The organism is Clostridium carnis (assembly GCF_054657435.1).
The window spans coordinates 1979259-2002031 of the sequence record NZ_BAAHYS010000001.1 but is presented as its reverse complement, the minus strand read 5'-3'; the positions used below and the strand labels follow the sequence as shown (position 1 = coordinate 2002031).

At 25.5% G+C, this 22773-nt stretch carries 23 protein-coding genes; 7 read left to right on the top strand and 16 right to left on the bottom strand.

Going from position 1 to position 22773, the window contains the following annotated elements:
* Positions 1 to 4: 4 nt before the first annotated feature.
* The 6 genes from ACYQ1T_RS09630 to codA form a co-directional block, all read right to left on the bottom strand.
* Positions 5 to 199: a hypothetical protein gene (locus ACYQ1T_RS09630; RefSeq protein WP_459834328.1), complete on the bottom strand. Its 195-nt coding sequence runs from the start codon at positions 197 to 199 to the stop codon at positions 5 to 7.
* A gap of 33 nt (positions 200 to 232) precedes the next feature.
* Positions 233 to 790, bottom strand: a complete 558-nt coding sequence (locus ACYQ1T_RS09625) for a phosphatase PAP2 family protein (RefSeq protein WP_459834326.1) — start codon at positions 788 to 790, stop codon at positions 233 to 235.
* Positions 791 to 842: 52 nt separating this feature from the next.
* Positions 843 to 1487 (bottom strand): thioester domain-containing protein, encoded by a 645-nt coding sequence (locus tag ACYQ1T_RS09620; RefSeq protein ID WP_459834324.1) that lies wholly within the window; start codon positions 1485 to 1487, stop codon positions 843 to 845.
* A gap of 125 nt (positions 1488 to 1612) precedes the next feature.
* The gene (locus ACYQ1T_RS09615; RefSeq protein ID WP_459834322.1) at positions 1613 to 1795 is read right to left on the bottom strand and encodes a (2Fe-2S)-binding protein; all 183 of its coding nucleotides are present in this window, start codon (positions 1793 to 1795) and stop codon (positions 1613 to 1615) included.
* A 547-nt stretch (positions 1796 to 2342) separates the two neighbouring features.
* Positions 2343 to 2462 (bottom strand): CPC_1213 family protein, encoded by a 120-nt coding sequence (locus ACYQ1T_RS09610; RefSeq protein WP_459834320.1) that lies wholly within the window; start codon positions 2460 to 2462, stop codon positions 2343 to 2345.
* 141 nt (positions 2463 to 2603) lie between these two features.
* The gene (codA, locus tag ACYQ1T_RS09605) at positions 2604 to 3866 is read right to left on the bottom strand and encodes a cytosine deaminase (RefSeq protein WP_459834318.1); all 1263 of its coding nucleotides are present in this window, start codon (positions 3864 to 3866) and stop codon (positions 2604 to 2606) included.
* 287 nt (positions 3867 to 4153) lie between these two features.
* Between codA and ACYQ1T_RS09600 the strand changes: the two genes are divergently transcribed.
* Both ACYQ1T_RS09600 and ACYQ1T_RS09595 read left to right on the top strand, forming a co-directional pair.
* Entirely contained in the window at positions 4154 to 4909 is a 756-nt protein-coding gene (locus ACYQ1T_RS09600; RefSeq protein ID WP_459834316.1) for a creatininase, read from the top strand.
* 27 nt (positions 4910 to 4936) lie between these two features.
* Positions 4937 to 5863 carry a DMT family transporter gene (locus ACYQ1T_RS09595; RefSeq protein WP_459834314.1) on the top strand — a complete coding sequence of 309 codons (927 nt, stop codon included), beginning with the start codon at positions 4937 to 4939 and terminating at the stop codon, positions 5861 to 5863.
* 39 nt (positions 5864 to 5902) lie between these two features.
* Here ACYQ1T_RS09595 and ACYQ1T_RS09590 read toward each other — a convergent pair whose 3' ends face one another.
* Positions 5903 to 7108 (bottom strand): PucR family transcriptional regulator, encoded by a 1206-nt coding sequence (locus ACYQ1T_RS09590; protein ID WP_459834312.1) that lies wholly within the window; start codon positions 7106 to 7108, stop codon positions 5903 to 5905.
* Between the two features lie 379 nt (positions 7109 to 7487).
* Positions 7488 to 9200 carry a methyl-accepting chemotaxis protein gene (locus ACYQ1T_RS09585; RefSeq protein WP_459834310.1) on the bottom strand — a complete coding sequence of 571 codons (1713 nt, stop codon included), beginning with the start codon at positions 9198 to 9200 and terminating at the stop codon, positions 7488 to 7490.
* A 347-nt stretch (positions 9201 to 9547) separates the two neighbouring features.
* Between ACYQ1T_RS09585 and rpsD the strand changes: the two genes are divergently transcribed.
* Positions 9548 to 10144, top strand: coding sequence for a 30S ribosomal protein S4 (gene rpsD / locus ACYQ1T_RS09580; protein ID WP_459834308.1), 597 nt, complete (start codon positions 9548 to 9550; stop codon positions 10142 to 10144).
* 150 nt (positions 10145 to 10294) lie between these two features.
* On the opposite strand, the gene ACYQ1T_RS09575 is transcribed toward rpsD, so the two are convergent.
* The 6 genes from ACYQ1T_RS09575 to ACYQ1T_RS09550 are packed head-to-tail and all read right to left on the bottom strand — an operon-like array spanning position 10295 to position 16213.
* Complete coding sequence (locus ACYQ1T_RS09575) at positions 10295 to 11149, bottom strand: DMT family transporter (RefSeq protein ID WP_459834306.1); 855 nt, start codon at positions 11147 to 11149, stop codon at positions 10295 to 10297.
* Positions 11136 to 12440 (bottom strand): opine metallophore biosynthesis dehydrogenase, encoded by a 1305-nt coding sequence (locus tag ACYQ1T_RS09570; protein WP_459834304.1) that lies wholly within the window; start codon positions 12438 to 12440, stop codon positions 11136 to 11138. The genes ACYQ1T_RS09575 and ACYQ1T_RS09570 overlap by 14 nt, the downstream gene beginning before the upstream one ends.
* Positions 12440 to 13219 carry a nicotianamine synthase family protein gene (locus ACYQ1T_RS09565; protein ID WP_459834302.1) on the bottom strand — a complete coding sequence of 260 codons (780 nt, stop codon included), beginning with the start codon at positions 13217 to 13219 and terminating at the stop codon, positions 12440 to 12442. Before ACYQ1T_RS09565 ends, ACYQ1T_RS09570 begins: the two co-directional genes overlap by 1 nt.
* Before the next feature lie 34 nt (positions 13220 to 13253).
* Positions 13254 to 14012: an ABC transporter ATP-binding protein gene (locus ACYQ1T_RS09560; protein ID WP_459834300.1), complete on the bottom strand. Its 759-nt coding sequence runs from the start codon at positions 14010 to 14012 to the stop codon at positions 13254 to 13256.
* Positions 14012 to 15073: a FecCD family ABC transporter permease gene (locus tag ACYQ1T_RS09555; RefSeq protein WP_459834298.1), complete on the bottom strand. Its 1062-nt coding sequence runs from the start codon at positions 15071 to 15073 to the stop codon at positions 14012 to 14014. The genes ACYQ1T_RS09560 and ACYQ1T_RS09555 overlap by 1 nt, the downstream gene beginning before the upstream one ends.
* A gap of 3 nt (positions 15074 to 15076) precedes the next feature.
* Positions 15077 to 16213, bottom strand: coding sequence for an ABC transporter substrate-binding protein (locus ACYQ1T_RS09550; RefSeq protein ID WP_459834296.1), 1137 nt, complete (start codon positions 16211 to 16213; stop codon positions 15077 to 15079).
* 305 nt (positions 16214 to 16518) lie between these two features.
* Between ACYQ1T_RS09550 and ACYQ1T_RS09545 the strand changes: the two genes are divergently transcribed.
* Genes ACYQ1T_RS09545 through ACYQ1T_RS09530 form a run of 4 tightly spaced genes read left to right on the top strand, consistent with a single transcriptional unit; the run spans position 16519 to position 19907 of the window.
* Complete coding sequence (locus ACYQ1T_RS09545; protein ID WP_459834294.1) at positions 16519 to 17478, top strand: CobW family GTP-binding protein; 960 nt, start codon at positions 16519 to 16521, stop codon at positions 17476 to 17478.
* A 19-nt stretch (positions 17479 to 17497) separates the two neighbouring features.
* On the top strand, positions 17498 to 18130 hold the full coding sequence (locus ACYQ1T_RS09540; RefSeq protein ID WP_459834292.1) for a GTP-binding protein: 633 nt from the start codon (positions 17498 to 17500) through the stop codon (positions 18128 to 18130).
* A 14-nt stretch (positions 18131 to 18144) separates the two neighbouring features.
* The gene (locus ACYQ1T_RS09535) at positions 18145 to 19170 is read left to right on the top strand and encodes a permease (protein WP_459834290.1); all 1026 of its coding nucleotides are present in this window, start codon (positions 18145 to 18147) and stop codon (positions 19168 to 19170) included.
* 11 nt (positions 19171 to 19181) lie between these two features.
* Positions 19182 to 19907 carry a TIGR03943 family putative permease subunit gene (locus ACYQ1T_RS09530; protein WP_459834288.1) on the top strand — a complete coding sequence of 242 codons (726 nt, stop codon included), beginning with the start codon at positions 19182 to 19184 and terminating at the stop codon, positions 19905 to 19907.
* 103 nt (positions 19908 to 20010) lie between these two features.
* Here the strand turns inward: ACYQ1T_RS09530 and ACYQ1T_RS09525 are convergent, their stop codons facing one another.
* Positions 20011 to 21954: an ABC transporter permease gene (locus tag ACYQ1T_RS09525; protein WP_459834286.1), complete on the bottom strand. Its 1944-nt coding sequence runs from the start codon at positions 21952 to 21954 to the stop codon at positions 20011 to 20013.
* The gene (locus ACYQ1T_RS09520; protein ID WP_459836508.1) at positions 21947 to 22714 is read right to left on the bottom strand and encodes an ABC transporter ATP-binding protein; all 768 of its coding nucleotides are present in this window, start codon (positions 22712 to 22714) and stop codon (positions 21947 to 21949) included. Before ACYQ1T_RS09520 ends, ACYQ1T_RS09525 begins: the two co-directional genes overlap by 8 nt.
* Positions 22715 to 22773: the final 59 nt, after the last annotated feature.

Sequence of the window (22773 nt, the reverse complement as noted above, 5' to 3'; positions counted from 1 at the left end):
TATTCTATTTTTTCATTTTATTAATTGATTTTTTCATATCATCAATCATATCAGCAAATTTTTCTTTTGCTTCTAAGCCCATTTCCTCTATATTATCCATAGTTTCTGATATTTCATCTGCTATTTCCTCTGTAACTCTTCCAGACTTTACTTGCTTGTATAATTGTTTCATTTTCTTTTCTAATTTTTCCATTGCCATATTCAAAACCTCCTAATACTAATATATTTAGTATTAGCTTTCTTTTCTTAAATATTCCTTTTTGCTTATATAATGTTCCACTAAAGTTATTATTATTTTAGCAGATATTACTCCTAATATTATTCCTGCTACTACATCTGATGGATAATGTACAAAGAGATACATTCTTGAAAAAGCTATCCCACATGCCAACAGATAAAATATATACTTTTCTTTTTCAAAGTATTTTCCTAATACAACTGCAGCAGCAAAAGATGAAGCTGTATGTCCTGAAGGAAAAGAATAAGTACTTGGTGCATTTATTATAAGAGTAATATTTTCTAAATTTAAAAATGGTCTTGGCCTTTGCACTAATTTTTTTATAATTCCTTCTCCAAGAATACTTCCTAATAAAAGAGATAATAATAAAATAATTCCAATCTTTCTATACTTTTTATTTAATAATAAAATGATGCCTATCACTATCCATATAAATCCGATATTTCCTAAAGTAGATAATATCTTCATTACTTTATCCATTAATGGACTGCTTAAGTATTCTCTTATTATCATTAAAATACTTATATCTATATTAGAAATTGATTGTATCATGTAGTATTCCCCCATAAACTTAATTTTGTATATTATTATATACTATATAAGTCTATTTCCCAATAATTATATTATCTGGTAATACAATATTCTCTTCTTTTTTTATATCTTGTATTGATTTTACTCCTTGAGATTCCGTATCTTCTACTGCAACCACAACTTGCTGAACATTATCATTTGCATAATATAAGTAATATTTATATTTATTACTTTCATGTTTTTCTAACATACCTTCATTATATATATTCTTTATAGCTGTTATAATTTTAGGATTGTTTCCTCTAAATTTATTAACATTATATCCTTCCATTAAACTCCAAATTGCAATTTGAGTTGCAAAATACGCCTGTTCTTCTGAATCTACACCTAATTCTTTTGGTGATTTATTAGGATATCCTGATAAAATAATATTTTCTATCCCTTTTGCTACAGTATCCATTTTAGAAAATTTTTCTCCATGTGGATACGATTTGTCTATTTCTAAGCAATATCCTAAACTATTACTTTCATCAGTTTTTATTCTTTTAGCTTTTATATTAAAATTTTCATAGTGTACTTCTTCCAAATAGTATTTTTCTGTATTAATCTGAATATTATTTGAAAAATCTGAGAAAGCTTTTGTTTTTAAATTAATAGAAAAAGCTATACTAATAATTGTAGTTATTATTACTGTTTTAATACATAATTTATTTTTCATTTTTTTCACTCCTAATTATTTCAATAATAACTAGTTTTATCTTTTATTATATAAATATACTAACTTTTAAAATTAAAAATAAAAAAAGATTGATAGAATTTAATTTTTCTATCAATCTTTCAAAACTACTTATTTTCTTCTATTAATCTTTTAATAGTTTCAAGACATCTTGCTCCTTGACAAGGGCCTGTTCCTGCACCTGTCTCTTCTTTAACTTCTGCTACTGAAGTTGCACCATTTTTAATAGCCTCAACAATAGTTTTTTCACTTACATTTTTACATAAACATACTATAGTATCCTTGCTCATAATTCTTCTCCTTATTGTTACATTATATTTTATAGTTTATAGAGTACTTACTCTTTATATATTATTAAAATTATATCATATATTTTAATTTATTTATATTTTATAAAAATTATTTTCTCCTTTTCTTTAATAAATATTCCTAACTTCTATACTGATAATATAAAAAAGATAGCATCTTAAAAAACATTTTAGATACTATCTTTTTATTTATCTCAGGATTTTACTACTATTATTCATTTTTTCTTTATATTTCTTAGTTTTATTTTGAGGTTTTATATTATATTTAACTGTTAATGTCATAGCTATACTTAGTAACACTCCTAAATCTATAAGAAATTTTAACCCAAGTAAAGGTTATTATATTTTTTAATATAGTAGTAAATCCCTTATATTTTTATTATATTATATGAATTTACAAAAAATTAATATTTTAGGGATAATATTATATATAATATTTATATTTATTTTTTATAAATTAAATCTTTAGAAAGTGCCAGGTATTAATTTAAAATCTGACACTTTTCTTTTTCTTAACTTTTACATAAAGTTAAATTTCAAAATCTTTAGGATCGTGTTTTTTAGCTTTTGGTTCACCAAAAGTTGCTTTTAAACTCTCAACTTGAGGATTATGGTTTATATTTTTCTTCTTATTATTTTTCTTTCCCATTTTATCACCTCTTTCATTAATAGCATTAGCAATTTTTCATTATTTTAATAATGAAAATTCTAACATTATATTAATTAAGTGGTGATCTTTTTTATTCTAATTAGGCTTGTCTATTATTTATATATTATATTTTTATAAGAGCTATTTTAATAAAGATATTTTTGTATCTATTACTTCTGGTTCTCTCTTAAATAAGAATTCTCCTTTTCTAACAGAACAATTTACTCCAACTCTTTCTAAAATTGCATCAAATTCATTTTTTGCATTTAATACTATAAAGTTAGCATCTTTTCCTACTCCTATACCATATTTATCTTGTATATGAAGAGTCTTAGCACCATTTGTTGTAATTAAATCTAATGCATTATTAATTTCTTCAAAAGACATCATATGACAAATGTGAATTCCAGAATCTAAGATATTCATTAAATTTCCGTTTCCTAATGGATACCATGGATCTGAAATTGAATCTTGAGCAAAGCAAACGTTAATTCCTGCATCATTTAACTCTTTAACTCTTGTAAGACCTCTTCTCTTTGGATATGTGTCATATCTTCCTTGTAAATGAATATTTTCAGTTGGACATGATATAAAGTTCATATTGGATAATTTTAAAAGTTTAAATAATTTAAATGCATAAGCATTATTATATGATCCCATAGCACAAGTATGGCTTGCTGTTGTAAGTTCACCAATTCCATTCATATATGATTCTGCTGCTAATAATTCAACAAATCTTGATTGTTCATCATCTGTTTCATCACAATGAATATCTATTAATTTGTTATATTTCATAGCAAGCTCTACAGTTTTCTTAACTGATTTTTCTCCCATTTCTCTTGTATATTCAAAATGAGGTATAGCACCTACTACATCAGCACCCATTTTTAATGCTTCTTCTACTAGTTTATCTCCATCTTTATATGAGTACATACCTTCTTGTGGGAATGCTATTATTTGAATATCAACAATATCCTTTACCTCTTCTTTTAATTCCATTATAGCTTTTAAACAAGTAAATTTAGGATCTGTTACATCGACATGTGTTCTAATATACTGAGTTCCATATAATATTTCTTTTTTCAATGCTATTCTAGCACGTTCTTTTACTTCTTCAACTGTCATATTACCTTTTGTTTCTGACCATCTTTGAATTCCTTCAAAAAGTGTACCTGTACCATTATTAGCACCTGGCATACGAGCTGTGTATACATAATCTAAATGAATATGTGGATCAACATAAGGTCCAACAACAAGATTTCCTTCTAAATCATATGTTTCTACATCTTTATATTTCGCTGAAAGATTTGGAGCTATTTCTTTATAAACTCCATTTTCAACAAGGAAATCAACTAATGTTTCTTTTCCTTTTAATCTAGCATTTTTAAATAAAGTAACTTTCATTTAAATAATCTCCTTTCAGTTTTTAGCATTTTATTTAGCAACGAATTACTAATACTGGAAGTTTAACACGAAAACATAAGTGAGTCATTGTATCAACCATACAATAATATTTTCATATTACTGTGCACATAAAGAACATATTTTTATGGATATATTTGTATTTTTTGTACATTGTGTACAATTTACGCTGAGAGTATACTGAGAACATGATGAACGACACAAAATGTTCATTATATAAAAATTCGTTTATAAAAATATTATTAATGATAAGAAAAGGAGACGTTATTATGTACGAAAATGTAAAAATGACAAATATGACATGGATGGAATTCGCCAAGAAAAAAGATGATGTTATCATATTACCAATAGGTTCTACTGAACAACATGGTCCTCATTTACCAACTTGTGTTGATACTGTATTAGCTGAAGGATTTGCTTACCGTATTGCTGAAAAAATAAATGGTGTAGTTGCTCCAACTCTTTCATATGGTTATAAATCAAAACCATTAAGCGGAGGTGGTCCATTATTCCCAGGAACTATTGATTTAAATGGTGCTACATTACAAGCATTAATAATGGATATAATTGATGAATTTGTACGTGATGGATTTACAAAAATATTCCTTTTAAGTGCTCACTTTGAAAATGAAGCATTTATTGTAGAAGCTATGGATTTATGTTCTGCAAAATATGGGGACAAGGTTAAACTTCTTCTTACTAACTGGTGGGATCCAATGTCACCTGATATAATTGATAAAGTATTTGATGAAGTTCCATTCCCAGGTTGGGCATTAGAACATGCAGCTGTTACTGAAACATCATTAATGATGTATTTTGCACCAGAACTTGTTAGAGAAGATAAAATATTAGATACTAAAAATGCTAGTCCTGCAACTTATTACAGATATCCAATAGAAAAAGATATCGTTCCTGAAACTGGTATTTTAGCATCAGCTAAATCTTCTTCTGCTGAAAGAGGAAAAATAATGGTTGATGATGTTATTCCAAATATCTTAAAGATTATTGATGAGGCTTTCAAGTAAAATTTAACAGAAAGAAGTAGGTACATTATGAAAACAAAAGGAATAATTCTCACAATGCTATCTTCTATTACATTTGGTTTTGCATTTACTCTTGGACCTATGACATATGGTGCTGGAGGAAGTAATCCTGTAACATTAACTTTTTTAAGGAACTTTTTAAGCTTACCATTTTTATTAATTATTATTTTACTTTTAAAAATTGATTTAAAAGTTACAAAGAAGCAACTTAAAGATTTAATAATATTAGGATTCGTTGGAAATGCAATAACTACGCTTATGTTAAATATGGCTTTTGCGTATATAGATGTAGGAATAGTAACTCCTATTCACTTTACTTATCCAATATTTGTAACGCTTGGTTGTGTAATTTTCTTCCACGAGAAATTAAGTAAACAAAAAGTTCTAGCATTAATTATTGCTATGTCTGGTATAGGATGCTTCTTTATCTCAGCATTGAACTCTGCATCTTTTGGTTCTAGTACATTGCTTGGACTATTTTTAGCAATAGCCTCAGGTATGTTCTATGCATTCTATATTATATTTATGGACAAGAGTGGCTTAAAGGGTGAACCACCATTTAAAATAACTTTTTATGTAGCAGTTGCTTCAACTATTGGTATGTTTTTATATGGTTTAATTACAAATCAGCTTACTTTATCAACATTAACAACTAAGTCTTGGATAATATCTACAATCTTTGCATTTTTATGTACAGTTGTTGCATTATCCTTATTACAAGTTGGTATAAAGCATATTGGTGCAAGTGAAGCTGCTGTTATAAGTACATTTGAACCTATAACAAGTGTAATTTTTGGTGCACTATTATTAAGTGAACAAATAACTTTAATAAAAGTTGTTGCATGTATATTAATTTTTGCTGGAGTTTTAACCTTATCTCTTACAAAGGAAAATACTAATAAAGCTAATAAAGAAAATACAGAAATTAAAGCATAAAAGAAACCTGTGACAAATTATGATTGTCACAGGTTTCTTTTATATCTTCTTTTGTAAGCTAATAAATTCATAAATTAATATGCTATTAAAAAGTTCTAAATCTGTCATAGCATCATCTAAATCTCTTTGTAAAAGTTCTTTAATTGTTGATAACCTATAAAGTAATGTATTTCTATGAATAAACAACTCTTGTGAGGTCTTTAGTAAATGTCTATTATTTTTAAAATAACATTTTAAAGTTCCTATTAAATTCATTCCATGTTTTTTATCATACTCTAAAATAGCACCTAAATTTTCATAACAATATTGCTCTATATCCTTTAAGTCAGCTAATTCAACAAATAATCTAATTATTCCAAGTTCATTATATTTAATAATTTTTGAATCTTTATTATATATATTTATCATTGATAAAGCTTTAAATGCTTCTTTATAACTTGTTTTTATTTCAGAATCTAAATTTCTAACACGACTAAAGCTTAAAGTTAGTTCAATCTCTGATTCTCTAGAACTAATAAGCTTGAAAATCGATTCAACACAACTTATTGATTTCTTAGATTCTTCATAATTATTAGAAAATATAAGGCACATTAAATGATTTGCATATTCCATAGGTATTACAGTATAGTTTTCTATATTTAGAGCATCTTGTAATGAGTTAATTATATACTTACAAACATTTTCTATCTCATTTAAAACATTAGATGACTTTTGTATCTTAAATATACATATATAATGAACAGGTCTTAGTTTTATATTATAGAATTTTGACAATGCCTTAATATCTTCATGTAATTGTTCTTGTGAAAAAAGAAGTGATTCAAGAAAATGCTTTGCATTCTTAGACGCTTCTCGATTTTGCTCTATTTTAAGAAAAATTTCTTGAGTAATATCAATTAGTTTAATATCCCAAGGCATTATAAATAAAGGTAATCCTTCTTCATTTGCCCTTTCTATCATACCTTTAGGAATACTATTTTTATGTTTATTATCAATTAAAATAACAATTCCTGAAAGCTTTTTTTCAATACATTCCTCTAATAATAATAATAGACTCTCATCTTCCTCTATTACGTCAGTATATGAAACAAATAGCAACTCCCCTCCATAAAGCCATTGAGAAATAGATTCTGTCATTCTTACATAAGGCCAAGATATTTCACGATTAAGGCCTGTTTCGCCAGCTAATAATGTTGCCATTGAAAAATTTTTAAGTTGAAATAAATCTCTACAGCAAAGAGCCATAAAATCACCCTTTCTAATCTTAAATAAAAGACTATATACTCTTTTTTATACTTACTATTAATATTTTAAAATTGATTTAATTTTTTATAATTATTTCCTTTTAAATATTAAATCAAATTATATAACATTGTCCAACTTAATTATACTCCGTATAAGATGATACATTTATTTCCATGCCTATTACTTCCATATATCAACATTTTCCTATGTATTTTACTTTTTATTTTTTAGATAAACTACTTATTTTTAAAATCATGATTAATCCGTTTATAATTTATATATATATTCTCTTAATTAGTAAAAAAATAGTATTCATATATAAATTTATACGAATACTATTTTGAAATATTTTTAATTAACCCTATTAATATATACTTTTTTAAACTTTAAATTTAGCAACTATTTCAGTTAATTCTTGAGCAAGCTCGGCTTGATTTTGAGCTGTTTTAGCAACTTGTTCTATAGCCTCTGTAGCTTCATTTATACTTTCATTAACAGATGCTACATTTTCTGTTGATGTTTGAGTCATTGAAGCTACACCATGTACTGCATCACTTAATTGATTTACTGTAGCTGTAATTTCTTCACTCATTGATGCAATATCTTCACTCATTGAATTTACAAAAACACCGTCATTTTCATATTTATTTCCTACTTCTATAAATCCATTAAATTCTTTCATTACTTCTTCATTCATAAAAGTAAGTAATTTATTACTACTATCTGCTATACTCTTAAAAGCTTCTTGAACATCAATTATTGTTCCTTTAACATTTTGTACAGCCTCCCTTGATTGTTCTGCTAATGTTCTAACTTCATCAGCAACTACTGCAAATCCTTTACCTTGTTCTCCTGCTCTTGCTGCTTCAATTGCCGCATTTAAAGCTAAAAGATTAGTTTGTTCTGCAATAGCTTCAATTGTATTTGCCATTTTCACTATATCTTTTACTACATTCCCCTTTTCAATTGCTTCAACAATATCTGCTTCTACATTACCATATATATTAGTTGTATTATTAATTATATTAGCTGTATTATCTTTTATCTCTGTTGCTCTTCTTTTAATTTTTTCTGAATTATTACTTCCATCATTTGCCTTAGTTGATAATACAACTATACTTGAATTAACTTCTGAAATAGATGCTGATAATTCTTCTGTTGTAGCACTTGTTTCTTGAATAACAGAATTTATTTCTGCTGTAGATCCATTTATTTCTTCAAATTGAACTGTCATTTCCTCTATTGTAGCTGATAATTCTTCACTTGCTGCACTCATATCTTCCGAACTACTCATTACTGTTTTTATAAGTGCTTTTACATTTTCTTGTGCTTCGTTAAGAGCTTGTCCTATTTGACCAAACTCATTTTTCACTGTAACAATTATAGGCTCTGATAAATCATAGCTAGAAAATCTTTTAGCTAATGCCATTATTTTATTTAATGATGTTGTTATAGATTTTGTTATTAAAATTGCAAAAACAATAGATAAAATCACTGCAAATACTATAATTACTACTACTATTTTTATAGAACTTTTATATGTACTTTGATTTATATTTAATGCTTCTTCTGCCAACTTATTATTAAGTTCAATTAATTGAGTAATTTCCTCATTACTCTTATCTATTAAATCACTATACTTAGGCATTAATGCTTTAGCTTCTTCTTTTTTATTCTGCTTTTCTAGAGAAATAATTGATTCTCTAATGCTTATATATTCATTAAGAGTTCCATTAAATTTATTAAATAATTCTCTATCATCTTCCCTAAATATACCTTTTTCATAAGAATTAGTTAGTTCTACAGCTTTATCCTTTATTTTTTTAATTTCAGTTAATATTTTACTTTCATTATCTTTACTATTATTATCTAATAACTTTTGTATATTTACAAACATTTCAAATTGTGCTTTTCCCAACGATCCAATATCTGCTATTCTTACAGCATTATCATAATAAATTCTTTCTGATAAATTACTAATTTTCCTTATATTATATAAGCTAATTGATCCTATTGCTATTAATAATGCTATTATAATAGAAAATACAATTATTAATTTATGAGATATTTTGCTTACTTTATCTTTTTTCATAATATATCCCCCTAAAATGGTATTTTTTTAACAAAATATAGAAATAATCATAATTTTAGGTTATCTCAAATTTTTATCAAAGTCAACATTTTGGTATATTTTTTAAAATTAAATATTAAATTTCGACATAAAATATATTATATTGTTATATAGTATCTATTATTCTATAAAAAACTATTAAATTGTTGAAAAATAAAGAGTTATGAAATTATTACATATAGTGAGAAATTCCTAGAAAAATAGAAATATTTTAATATTACCCCTAAAAATGATACTGATAATCATTTTCACTTTGTATTTGTTTATGTTATACTTTCTTCATAACTTAAATTTATAGGAGGTAAACAATGGCTAGAAATAGAGAACCACGTTTTAAAATGTGCAGAAGACTTGGTTTAAATGTAGTCGGTCACCCTAAAGCAATGGACCGTGCCATAAAGGGTACTAGTAGAGCTGATAAAAAATTATCAGGTTATGGGGTTAGATTATTAGAAAAACAAAGACTTAAAGCATATTACGGAGTTTTAGAAAAACAATTTGCTAAATATGTAAGAGATGCTTTTAAAGAAAGGGATTTTACTACAGGTCACGCATTACTTTTAAGGTTAGAATCTAGACTAGATAATATGGTTTATAGAATGGGTTTTGCTACTTCAATAAGTTCAGCAAGACAAATGGTGAATCATGGTCATATCTTAGTTAATGGTAAAAAAATTGATATTCCATCATATAAGTTAGTTCCTGGAGATGAAATATCACTAAGAGAAAAATCTAGAAAAGTTTCTACTTATATAAGTGCAATAAAAAATAATGAAATCAATATTTTGCCGTATATTGATACTGATTTAGAAAATTTTAAAGGAACTTATATAAGATTACCTTTAAGAGAGGAAATCCCTATCGTTATTAATGAAAATCTAATAGTTGAATTCTATTCCAGATAATATAGTTATAGTTTCAACCTTCTTAAGTTAAAGTATATTTTGCCAAAAAAAGTTATACAGAGTAAGCTGTATAACTTTTTTAATTTTATTTAAAAACCTTTTTACCATATTTATTTTCAACTTATTTTTAATAAATAAGTTCTAGCCTTACTATTGTACTGATACTTTTTGCTTGGATAAAATTATAGATGCTCCAATAATAAGTATTCCTCCTACAATAGAGTATATATTTAGTGATTCATTAAATAAAATAAATCCCCAAGTAGTATTGAAAAATATTCCTATATATCTTACTACTTCTACAATTATAGCATTTGTGTTTTCAAAAGCACCAGTCAAGAATATTTGTGCTAATAAAGAAACTACACCTAAAATAAATAATAATATAAATTCTTTTACTGTTGGCATAACAAAATTATTTCTCATTAATACTGCTGATACTATAGTAGATGCTGCTAAAAAGTAAAATACAATTTCATAATTATGGTGTTTTTTAGATTTAGCCAATTTTCTTATTGTGATTGAAGCACTTGCAGATAAAACAGCACTTAATAATCCAAAAATTGCATAGAAAGAATAAGTGGAATATTTAAATGGATTTATTATAATTGATGCCCCTATCAATATAATAATAATAAATATCCATGCATTCTTTGGTAACTTTTCTTTCAAGAAAAATGATGAAAATATCATCACAAATAATCCTGATAAATGTGCAAGTATCGCCGCATCCCCTAGCTTCATTGTAGAAATTGCAAAAAAGTATGTTACCATATAAAGTCCTCCAAGCATTCCTCTAAGTAGTAATAACGGTTTCTGTTCCTTTGAAAACTTTACATTTGAACTTTTCATTAATATTAATATTAATATACTTCCTATTACGCCCCTAAAAAATGCTATTTCATTAGAAGGTATACTGCTGCTTACTGATTTTACTAAAACATTCATTACACTAAATGTAAAAGAAGATATTATTGCTAATATGACACCTTTATTTATTTTCATCATACCTCTCCTTAACTATAATTTTTGCATTATTTATGCTATTATCTTTAAATATATTACTATTTATATTTTCTTTATCTTTATCCTTAATAAATCTATTTACATATCTATTAAACATATCTATTAAGTACTTTGTAGTTTCCATTTCTACACCTATCATATTACCAATATTATACAAAAGGTTAATCTTTCTATAGTCCTCAAAAGGCATTCTAGGTATATTCCATTTCCCTAAATTATCTTTATATACTTTAGAGTATGGAACCTTTGAAAAGTCAAAATAACTTCCATTATCATCTTGTGTAGAAAATGGATCTATTAATATTGAAGAGTACCTAACATACAATAAATATTCTTTCTTTGTTCTATCATATTTCATAAAATTATCTATATCTCTTCTCTCAATAGATTCTTCTAATACAGGGTAGTTATCATCATTTAAAAATTTAAGAAGATTAATAGGCTTAATTTTTAATTTTCTATATACATTAGATATTTCTTCCCATAAAGAATACATATTAGCTATAGCTTTCATTGTTATTGGTCCCTCTGGATATAGCTTGTACACATATTTGATACTTTTATCATAACCAAATATTTGATTTAAGCTAATATTATTAATTAAAAAGGCTGGATGTACAAATATAGTTATATTCTTACTCTCTACTTCTAACGGTTCATCTAATATTTCACAAAAAATATCTAATTCTCTTAAAAATATTTTTATAATCTGTATTTTATAACTTTCTTTTAAATTTGAAGCAACATATATTTTCTTCTTTATAGCTTTTGTTGTTATTTCTACTAATGATCTTGACGATGTATATTTTGTTGCTCCAAAATAGTTAGAAAAACTTATTATCTCAAACTCTTTATTATATTTACTTAAATAATTAGACACTAATATACTTGATCCAAATTCTGGTGATATTAAAATAATAGTTTTTATCTCTTTAAGTCTATTAAAATTTATGTTTTCTAATGCTTCTATATAGCAATTGCATGGAACACATAATATTACTGTTTCCCACATATCTATTATTTCAGAGCTTCCAATATATATTTTTTTTAATTTATAAATTCCCTCTATTTTAGATAATTCTTTTTTAGCAACATTACCTTTCAATATAAAATCATTATTTCTTAATTCTTTTAAAAATTCTATAGATTTATTACTATTTCTAGCTACTATTCCTATTTTTTCTGAAAATCCCTTAGATAAATTAATTGCCATATTAATAGCTACTGGTCCTGAACCTATTATTAATGTATTTTTTAGATTCTTATTCATTATAAATATTTCTCTAAAACTATACTTTCATAAATATACTTATTATCTTTTATTATTGTCTTTTGGCAATTTTTTATTATCTTTATTTCTAAGGGATAATTAAATATGCTTTTTAAATTATTTCCATATCTTAAAATAATTTTTGTATTCATACTAATCTTATCTAATAAATACTTAGCAATATTTAATTTTTCTTCAACTAATGAAGCAATTATAATATGTGTAAATCTACTTAATTCTAAATCCTTTATGTCCTCTGATGAAAATGATATATTCTTAACACCATATTTTTTAGATAATTTTTTCGATAAATATAGTGCTTCATTATCAATATCTAAACAGGTTACCTCTGCATTAGTTTCATCATTTATAGTAAATGCTGTTATTGGCATTGCACCTGACCCTATAAATAAAATTTTTGATGTATTATTTATATCAAACTCTAATATTTCATTTTGTACTGCAAGTTTTAGCTTATCAGAATATTTAAATGAATCTACTTTACCATTTAATATACTACGTGCCTGACATTTTTCAACCCACCCTAAAGCCATTGAAGTTGAATTTCTAAGGTCCTTAACTAAAGTATCATAATCTTCTTTTGATACATATTGATTCCATTTTAAATTATTAGAACTATCTAATATAAAATTACATACATAATCGAGTTTATCTTTTAAAACTATAAAACATTCATTATACTCTTTACATAAATTCATAGTTTCATTTATATTTATATTTAATAATTTCATATCTAGTAAAAATTTGTGTTTCTCCATATATGTCTCCTCCAAACTTTTTTATTATTTATATTTAACTACAATTAATTGGTGTAACACTAAAGTAACCTTTTTTAGTAAGACATACATCTACTTCTACTCTATAAACATCCTTTAATAGTTCAGGTTCTAATACATCTTTTGCATTCCCCTCTTTAGCTATATACCCTTTATTAAATAATATAATTTTGTCACTATATCTTGTTGATAATGCTAAATCATGAATCACTACAATAGTAATAGCATTATTTTCCTCAGTATATTCTCTAGCTAAATCTAAAACCTGTAATTGATGTCTTATATCTAAAGCACTAGTTGGTTCATCTAACAATAATATCTTTGGTTTTGAAACTAACGCTTGTGCCATAATTACAAGTTGCTTTTCTCCACCGCTTAAACTAGAAAACTTACTATAACTTAAATGACTCAAGTTTATCTTTTCCAATATGCTATTAGCTTCTTCTAGCTTATCTTTAGATATTTTCCATTTTAAATCCTTCATATGTCCAAGTAATACCATTTCAAATACAGTTAAATTGGAACTACTATTACTCATTTGTGGAACATATGCCATTTTATCTAGAGGAACTTTTTCCTTTAAATTCCCATTCATATAAAATCTACCTTTATAATCAATCATTTTTGATATAGCCTTTATAAATGTGGTTTTCCCTGTACCATTTGGTCCTATTATAGATGTTACTTCACCCTCATTAAATCTAGTTGTTATATCTTTTAAAACTTCTTTATTTTTAAAGTTAACTGAAATATTTTCTGCCGTAATAAAACCCATTATTCTGCTCCTTTCGATAATAATAAAAATAATAAAAATGGCACTCCAACAATAGATGTAACAATACCTATTGGTATTAATGCACCTGGTTTTATTATTTTAGATATTATAGACGCAATAATCATAATAAGAGCACCAAATATTGCAGAAACAGGAGATAAATACCTCTGATCTTCTCCAACGGACATCCTCGCAAAGTGTGGAGATATTAATCCTATAAATCCAATAGGTCCTATAAAAGAAACTGCTCCTGTTGTTAATAATGTAGCAATTAAAAATACTTTTAACTTTAATTTATCTACATCTATCCCAAGACTTCTTGCTCTATCTTCTCCTGCAGATAATGCTGTTATTTTCCATACTAATGTTGTTGTTACTAAAAGACATATAGTAAAAATAGACATTGTAACAAAAACACCAATCCAAGTAGATTTCAATAAACTTCCAAACATCCAAAATACAATTTGTTGTGATACTTCTGGTGCAGACATATATTGAACTAAGGATTGTAATGCTTGAAATAAAAAATGAATAACAATACCTGTTAGTATCATTGTTATGGATTTCATTCCTTTATTTTTACCTATAAAATAAATACACAAACTAGATATAAATGAAAATAAAAATGACATTAATGGTATAGAAATCCAACTTATATTTCCAATAGTAAATCCTGTTACAATTGCAAGAGAAGCTCCAAAACCTGCTGATGAAGATATTCCAAGAGTATATGGACTTGCCAAAGGATTATTAAGTATTGTTTGCATATGTGATCCCGCAAGCCCCAATGAAGCTCCCACAAATATACAAGTGAGAGTCATTGGAAGTCTTATAGACCACATAACTGCTGAATTTATACTACTGTCATTTGGTCCTTGTAGTAATGTCTTTATTACCTCAGATATTGACATTCCTGATGGTCCAACTACTAAATCTATAATAAAAAATATAGCTAATATTGAAATTACAATAACAAATAAAAGAAGTCTTTTTTGATTTATATTTTTGTATATATCTTCGCCTTTGCTTAATCTATTTAAAACTTCTTTCTTATCTGTCATTACTTATTCCTCCTTTATCATAAAAGTACCATCAGGTTTTACTGGTAAATACTTTTTATAAAATTCATTTAAGTTCTTTAATGGATCTACATCCGAAAATTTTTCTGGATGAATTGCTTTTGCAATATATTGTAGATATACATAGTCATATAGAGTTCTAAGCCCACTATGATCAACTCCATATACTTCCTTATTTTTAATTGCATTTAAATTTTCCCAACCTGGTCTTTGTAAATACATATTCATAGTTTTTAAAGCTCTCTCTTTATTTACATTAAAGCCCATTTCGAACCTTTGCTTACCTTGATCTTTTGAACTAGTTTGTCCAGAAAAAATTATAAGTTCTGGATTACTAGATATAACATACTCAGGATTTAATGGACCATAGTCTTTAATTTTCCCTTCTGCTATGTTCTTACTTTTTGCTACTTTAAGTATATTTCCCCATAAGGAGTTACCATAAGAGTTACCATATGTTTCTGGACCTTGACTTGCAAGTTCAAAATAAACTGATTTTAATTTATCTTCGGGTATCTCTTTTACTCTATTCTCAACATCTTTTATTTGATTTTTATAGTTTTCTATAATCTCTTTTGCTCTTTCCTCTTTACCTAAAACCTTCCCAAGTATTTCTGTACTCTTTATATGATTTTCTAAAGTAAATGAGTTATAATCCACTATTACTAAAGGAATTCCAAGGTTTTTAATTGTATTAATTCCATCCCCTAATTTTTTTGCTTGATATGGCGCAAGAATTACTAAATCTGGTTTTGATTCAATTAATTTCTCCATACTAAAACTATCTAAATAAATAGACCCAGTATCTATAGAGGTCTCTAATTTAGGAATTGCTTCTGCATATTTAGTCCACATTGAATTCATTAAATCCCTTGTTTCACCTTTTGACATCGCAACTACTCTATCTAGATTAAAATCACCTGATATAGCAAGATAATTTTCTATATAAAACCCTAAGAATATTCTTTCTGCTGATTTCTTTAAAACAACCTTATCTCCATTAATATCTTCAACTTCAATAATTTTATTTTCTGTGCTTTTAGCTTTCTCCTTTTCGCTTGAACATCCCCCCAAACTTATAACCATTAACAAAGCAAATATACTAATTAATATTTTTTTCATAGTATTCCTCCTAACTTTATTCAATTGATAATGCATATCATTTGTGTATACACAATATCATACTGTTTATTTTTTATCAAGGATTAATTTGAAAAATATTCTAATTAATACAATTATTTATTCATCATACTTATATATCTATTTAATTTTCTAATTTCTCAATAAACTTACTTTTTAAAATTATAATATTATGTCGAATTGCAAATGATTTGCATTTTCTTGAATGCTTTGGTATTATAAACTTATATTTTTGTTAAATTATAGTCAATTAAAATTGTATTAATTATTTAGTTAGGAGGATTTATATGAGAATCAAAATAGATGTTTTTTCTGGTTTCTTAGGAGCTGGTAAAACTGTATTAATAAAAAAGTTATTAAAAGAAAATTTTTATAATGAAAATATAGTTATTATTGAAAATGAATTTGGAGAAGTAAGTATAGACGGAACTATTTTAAAAGAATCAAATATTAATGTTAAAGAAATAAATGCAGGATGCATATGTTGTTCTGTTACAGGTGACTTTAATAACTCCATAAAAGAAGTTATTGAAAAATATCATCCGCAACGAATACTAATAGAGCCTTCTGGCGTAGCAAAACTTTCAGAAATATTAGATATATGTAAGAATCATGAATTAAAAGATAATATATATATAAATATGGTTATTACTGTAATTGATATATCTAGATTTAGTATGTATATTACAAACTTTAATGATTTTTATAAAAATCAAATTATTAACGCCAAAACTATATTGTTAACTAGAACAGAAAATTTATCTCATAATGAATTATTAGAAATGACAAAAAAGGTTAAAGAAATAAACTCTAAAGCACCTATAATTACAACTAATTTAGATATATTAAACGCAAATCAAATAATTAATATTGCAGAAAAACCTTCAGAGAATTTGCTAATTAAAAGCTTCTCTCTAGCTAAGGGTGTTAATGGAAAACTTTTAATTAAATCTAAAAATAAATCTACAGCTAATGAAACATTTGAATCTTTTTCTATAGAATCACCAAAAATATTTTCAAAAGAAGTATTAATTTCTTTATTAGATAAATTTAATGACAGTAATTCTTATGGAACCATTTTGAGAGCTAAAGGTATTGTAAAAACAGATGAAAAAGACTGGGTTCAATTTGATTATCTTCCTAAAGAGATAACACTAAATAAAACTTCACCAGATTATACAAGTAGAATTTGTATTATAGGTACTAACTTAAACAAAATAGATTTAAATAATTTATTTTTATCTTAAGATTGGAGTACCGTATAACATGAAAACTGATATTGAAATTGTTACAGGATTCCTTGGCTCAGGTAAAACTCATTTTATTAATTTCTTAGTTAATCATACTTTATTAGATAATGAGAAAATTATTATTATACAATGTGAAAAGGGAAATAAGGTATTAAATGATACCATAATAAATAATCCTAAAGTTCAAATTTATTATTGTCCTGATTCTCATGGTTTAAATGATCTTTTTATAAAAAATATATTAAGTATATGTGAAGTTCATAGAATTATAATTGAATTTAATGGAACTAGTTCTCTAAATGATCTATTAAATCTATTATCAAAAAAGAAGTTAAAAAAAAGATGTAAAGTAACAACTGTATTTTATCTTGCAGATTCAAGAACTTTTAATATTTATTTAAATAATATGATAAATCTTTTGCTACCATCTATACAATTTAGCAACTTAATATTAATTAATAATACAAAGTATATAAGTAAAAAAGAGTTGAAAACTATTAAATTAAAACTAGATTCTTTAAACCCGTATGCTTTCTTAGTTGATGTGCATGAACTTTATTTAATGGGTTATATAATAAAAAAAATGAATATATTAGATAACGGAATACAAAAAAAATTAAGAATATTTATAAAGAATTTATTCTTATAAAATGGAGGAGAAATTTGATTAACATAAATAATATTGAAAATAATCGTAAAAGTCCAATAAAAATTTACTTTTCATTTATATTTTTACTCTTTGTATTTATATTATCAAGGTTTCTAATAAATTATGATATAAAGTTTCTTAATAATTTTTCCACAATTTTTATCAGCATAATTTTAGAGGCAATTCCTTTTATATTACTTGCTTCTCTTGTATCAGCCTTGATTCAGGTATTCGTTTCAGAAAAACTTATTGCAAAAATTATACCACAAAATAAACTTTTAAGTTTTTTAGGGGCATCTCTCCTAGGTCTTATATTCCCAGTATGTGAGTGTGCTATTGTTCCTATAACTAAGAGATTAATTAATAAAGGATTTCCATTAGGAATAGCTTTTACATTTATGCTATCTGTACCAATAATAAATCCTATAGTATTAATGTCTACCTACTATGCATTTTATAATAAACCATCTATATTATTATTTAGAGTTTTTTTTGGAATTTTAATCCCAATAATAATAGGACTTTTTATATCTTGTATAGATGAATTTAAAATATCTCCTATAAAATATAAAAAATTTGAGTCTAACATATGTGATTGTGGTTGTTCATATAACCCTAATCTTCAATTGCGTACTTCAAAAATAAGAATTATTTTTGAACATACCATAAAAGAACTTTTTAATATAAATAAATATTTAATTTTAGGTGCATTTATTTCAACTATATTTCAGTTGACAATATCTAAACAATCCATATTGTCAATAGGCGAAAATAATATAGCTTCAATTTTAGTTATGATGTTATTAGCTTTTACATTATCTATTTGTTCTGAAGCAGATGCATTTATAGCAAGTACTTTTTTAAATCAATTTACAACAGGATCTATAGTAGCATTTTTGATTCTAGGTCCGATGATAGATATAAAAAATGCCTTAATGTTATTTGGAAGCTTTAAAAGAAAATTAGTTATTAGGCTTATTTTTTATATTATTTCCTTATCATACTTAGCAGGATTTTTAGTAAATATTCTTTGGCGTTAGGAGGAATTTAAATGAAAAGATTTAATTTAGAAGAACTTTTTAAATTTTTAATACTCTTAGGATTTACATTTTATTTCTATTATTTATTAATAACGAATAAATTAAATTTATTTGTTAGTCCAAGAATTATAAAATATACTATATTTACCTCTATTCTATTTTCAATATTATCCATTTATCAATTCACTAAAATATTTACTATTAAAAGAAGAAATACAAAGAATTTTGAGTATATTTTAATGTGTTTAACATTAATAATTGGATTTTACGCTGTACAGGCTGCTTTAACTTCAAATATATCAGATAATAAGGATTTAAATAATAATTTTGCTGTTTCTTATAATAAAAATAGTTCTACAAATAAACAACAAGTTGAAAATTTAGATACTATAATATTTACTGATGAAAATTACTTAAAAACTTTAGCTAATATTTCAGGTGAGAATCGTGAGAAATATAAAGAACAAAAGGTTGTTATAGATGGTTTTATCTATAAGCATGATACATTAAAAAAAGATGAATTTGTTATTTCCAGATTAATGATGTCTTGTTGTGCTGCTGATTCTCAAATTGTAGGTTTAATCTCTAAATATTCAGAAGCATCTACTTTAAGAAAAGATGATTGGTTTAGAGTTGAAGGAACACTGGATTTTGAAGATAATAATCCAATTTTATTAGTAAATAAATTAACTTCTATATCTAAGCCTGAAAATTTTTATGTCTATCCAAATTTTTAATAAATTAAAAAGAATGGGAATTGTATAAAAATTATTTTAATACAGTTTCCATTCTTTTATTCTACTTTCTTAAAGGTATGCTTAAATTAACTTTTTATTCTATCTACTCAACAATTTTATAATAAACTCTTGCTGTTAAAGAAAATACAACTGCATAAATAACTGCAAATATAAGAATTGTTATTATAGTAGATATCTTAAATAATGATACATTAGTTAAATTTAAAAGTGCTAATAACTTTGTAATTATAGGAAATGCAAATGCAATATGAATCACAGTAAATATAAGAGGTAGAAAAAATACCATTAATACTTGATTTTTTATAGTTTTCTTTATCTCTAAATTACTCATTCCTACTTTTTTCATTATTTCAAAACGCTCTTTATCATCATAGCCTTCAGATATTTGCTTATAATATATAATTAGCACTGTTGCCATTAAAAATAACACTCCAAGGAATATACCTAAAAAGAATAGCCCTCCATACATTGATAAAAAACTATCTCTACTATTTGCTATATCATCAATATATATATTATCAATATTGTTCTCCATAATACTTTGATTTAAATTATTAGAAATTAATAATATTTCATCATTTCCACCTTCAACATCAAAGTCTAATGAATATTTCACATCATTTTCTTCACTAATAGAGTAAATATCATTTACAATTAGTATATACGTATCTACTATATCCATTGAATTTTTTTCTCCAAAACTAATTGTTTGTAATTCTTCTTTTATTTTAAAGACTTTATTATCAAGAGTAATACTCTCTTTACTATAATTATTTTTTGTTGAAAAAATAATAGCCTCATTATTTTCAAGCTTTATATCTTTTCTTTCTAATCTATTATAGTCTGAAATTGGAATGGCTATTAAAAAACAATAATCTGAATTATAAGTACCTTTATACCCTACTTCTAGTTTATCATCTATTTTTTTGCACCCAAAAATGTTACTCCAATAACTAACCTTATTTTTTATTGTAACATTACTTTCTTTTAACTTATTTTCTAGGATTTTGTTTATATTTTTCTCTTCACCCTCTGTTATCTTTGATGCATTTATTATAATATCTTTTGGATATCTATGTCTTAATGCATCTTCCATTCCAACATATAGGGAAACAGTAGTAGAAATCATTACTAATACTGCTGTGCTTAAAATACAGATATTAGCAAGTCCTACAGCATTTTGTTTCATTCTATACATCATTCCTGAAACAGCTGTAAAATTCTTTGTTCTGTAGTAAAATTTTTTATTTTTTCTAAGAAACTTTAGTAGTGCAATACTACCTGCTGTAAAAAGTGAGTAAGTTCCTATCATAACAAGAATAACTGCAATAAAAAAGAAATTTAAGGCGGTAAGAGGTGACTTAACTGATAATGCTATTCCATAACCAGCTCCAAGGGCTATAAACCCTATTATAGTTATAATCCACTTTGTTTTGGGCTCTTTTTCTCCCTGTTGTCCTCCCTTTAAAAGTTCAATTGGATTTGCTATTTTAATTTGAAATAGATTTGATAATAATGTTATAAAAAATATTATAGCAAAAACAACAACTGTTGTTAGAACCGATGGCATAGAAATAGAAAATCCAAATGGAATTGGAAAATTAAGTAGTTTTAAAAGAAAAAGAAACATAAGCTTATTAAGAATTACTCCACTAATTATTCCTATAATAAAACTAATAAATGAAATAAAAATATTTTCAAAAAATAAAATTTTTGCAATATGTTTTTTTTCAAGTCCTAAAACGTTATATAAGCCAATTTCTTTTTTACGCCTTTTTATTAAAAAACTATTAGTATAAAAAAGAAATATTGCTGAAAAAATCCCGATAATTATTGTACCTAATCCAAGAATAGCTTTAAGGCTTTCTGATCCACTTACTCCATTTAATCCTTTATTAATTGATATTGAATGCATAATATAAAACATAGTAATAGTACATATGCACGTTATAACGTAAGGAAAATATGTTTTACTATTTTTTTTAATATTATTAATTGCAAGCTTTGGATAAAAGAGCTTACTCATTTCCTCCACCTCCAGTAGCAATTACAGTTAATGTGTTTGATATTTTTTCAAACATCTCCTCATTTGACATAGATCCCTTATAAAGCTGATGAAAAACTTCTCCATCCTTAATAAAAAGCACCCTTCCTGCACGACTTGCTGCCTTTGTACTATGAGTTACCATTAAAATAGTTTGACCATCACTATTTATTTCTGAAAATAATTTTAATAAATCATCAGTAGCTTTTGAATCAAGTGCTCCTGTTGGCTCGTCTGCTAAAATTAATTTTGGATTAGTAATAAGTGCTCTTGCAACAGCAGCTCTCTGTTTTTGTCCACCTGATACTTCATATGGAAATTTAGATAATATATCTGTAATATTAAGTTTCTTTGCAATAGGATTTAATCTATTTTCCATTTCATTATATGATTTTCCTGATAAAACAAGTGGTAAAAATATATTATCCTTTAAAGAAAATGTATCAAGTAAATTAAAATCTTGAAATACAAACCCTAAGTTTTCTCTACGAAATGCAGCAATTTGACTTTCTTTAATTGCTACAATATTTTCCCCATTTAATAACACTTGACCACTAGTTGGTTTATCTAAAGAGGCTAAAATATTAAGTAATGTTGTTTTCCCTGAACCTGATTCTCCCATAATAGCTACATATTCCCCACTTTCTATTGAAAATGTTACATTGCTAAGAGCTTGTACTTGGTTCCCTCCAAATCTTGTTGTATATATTTTTTTTAAGTTATTTGCTTCTAATAAAGGCATCATTCTTTCCTCCTAATTCTTATTACACTCTAATTATAATAAAAAATGGAAATGCTATA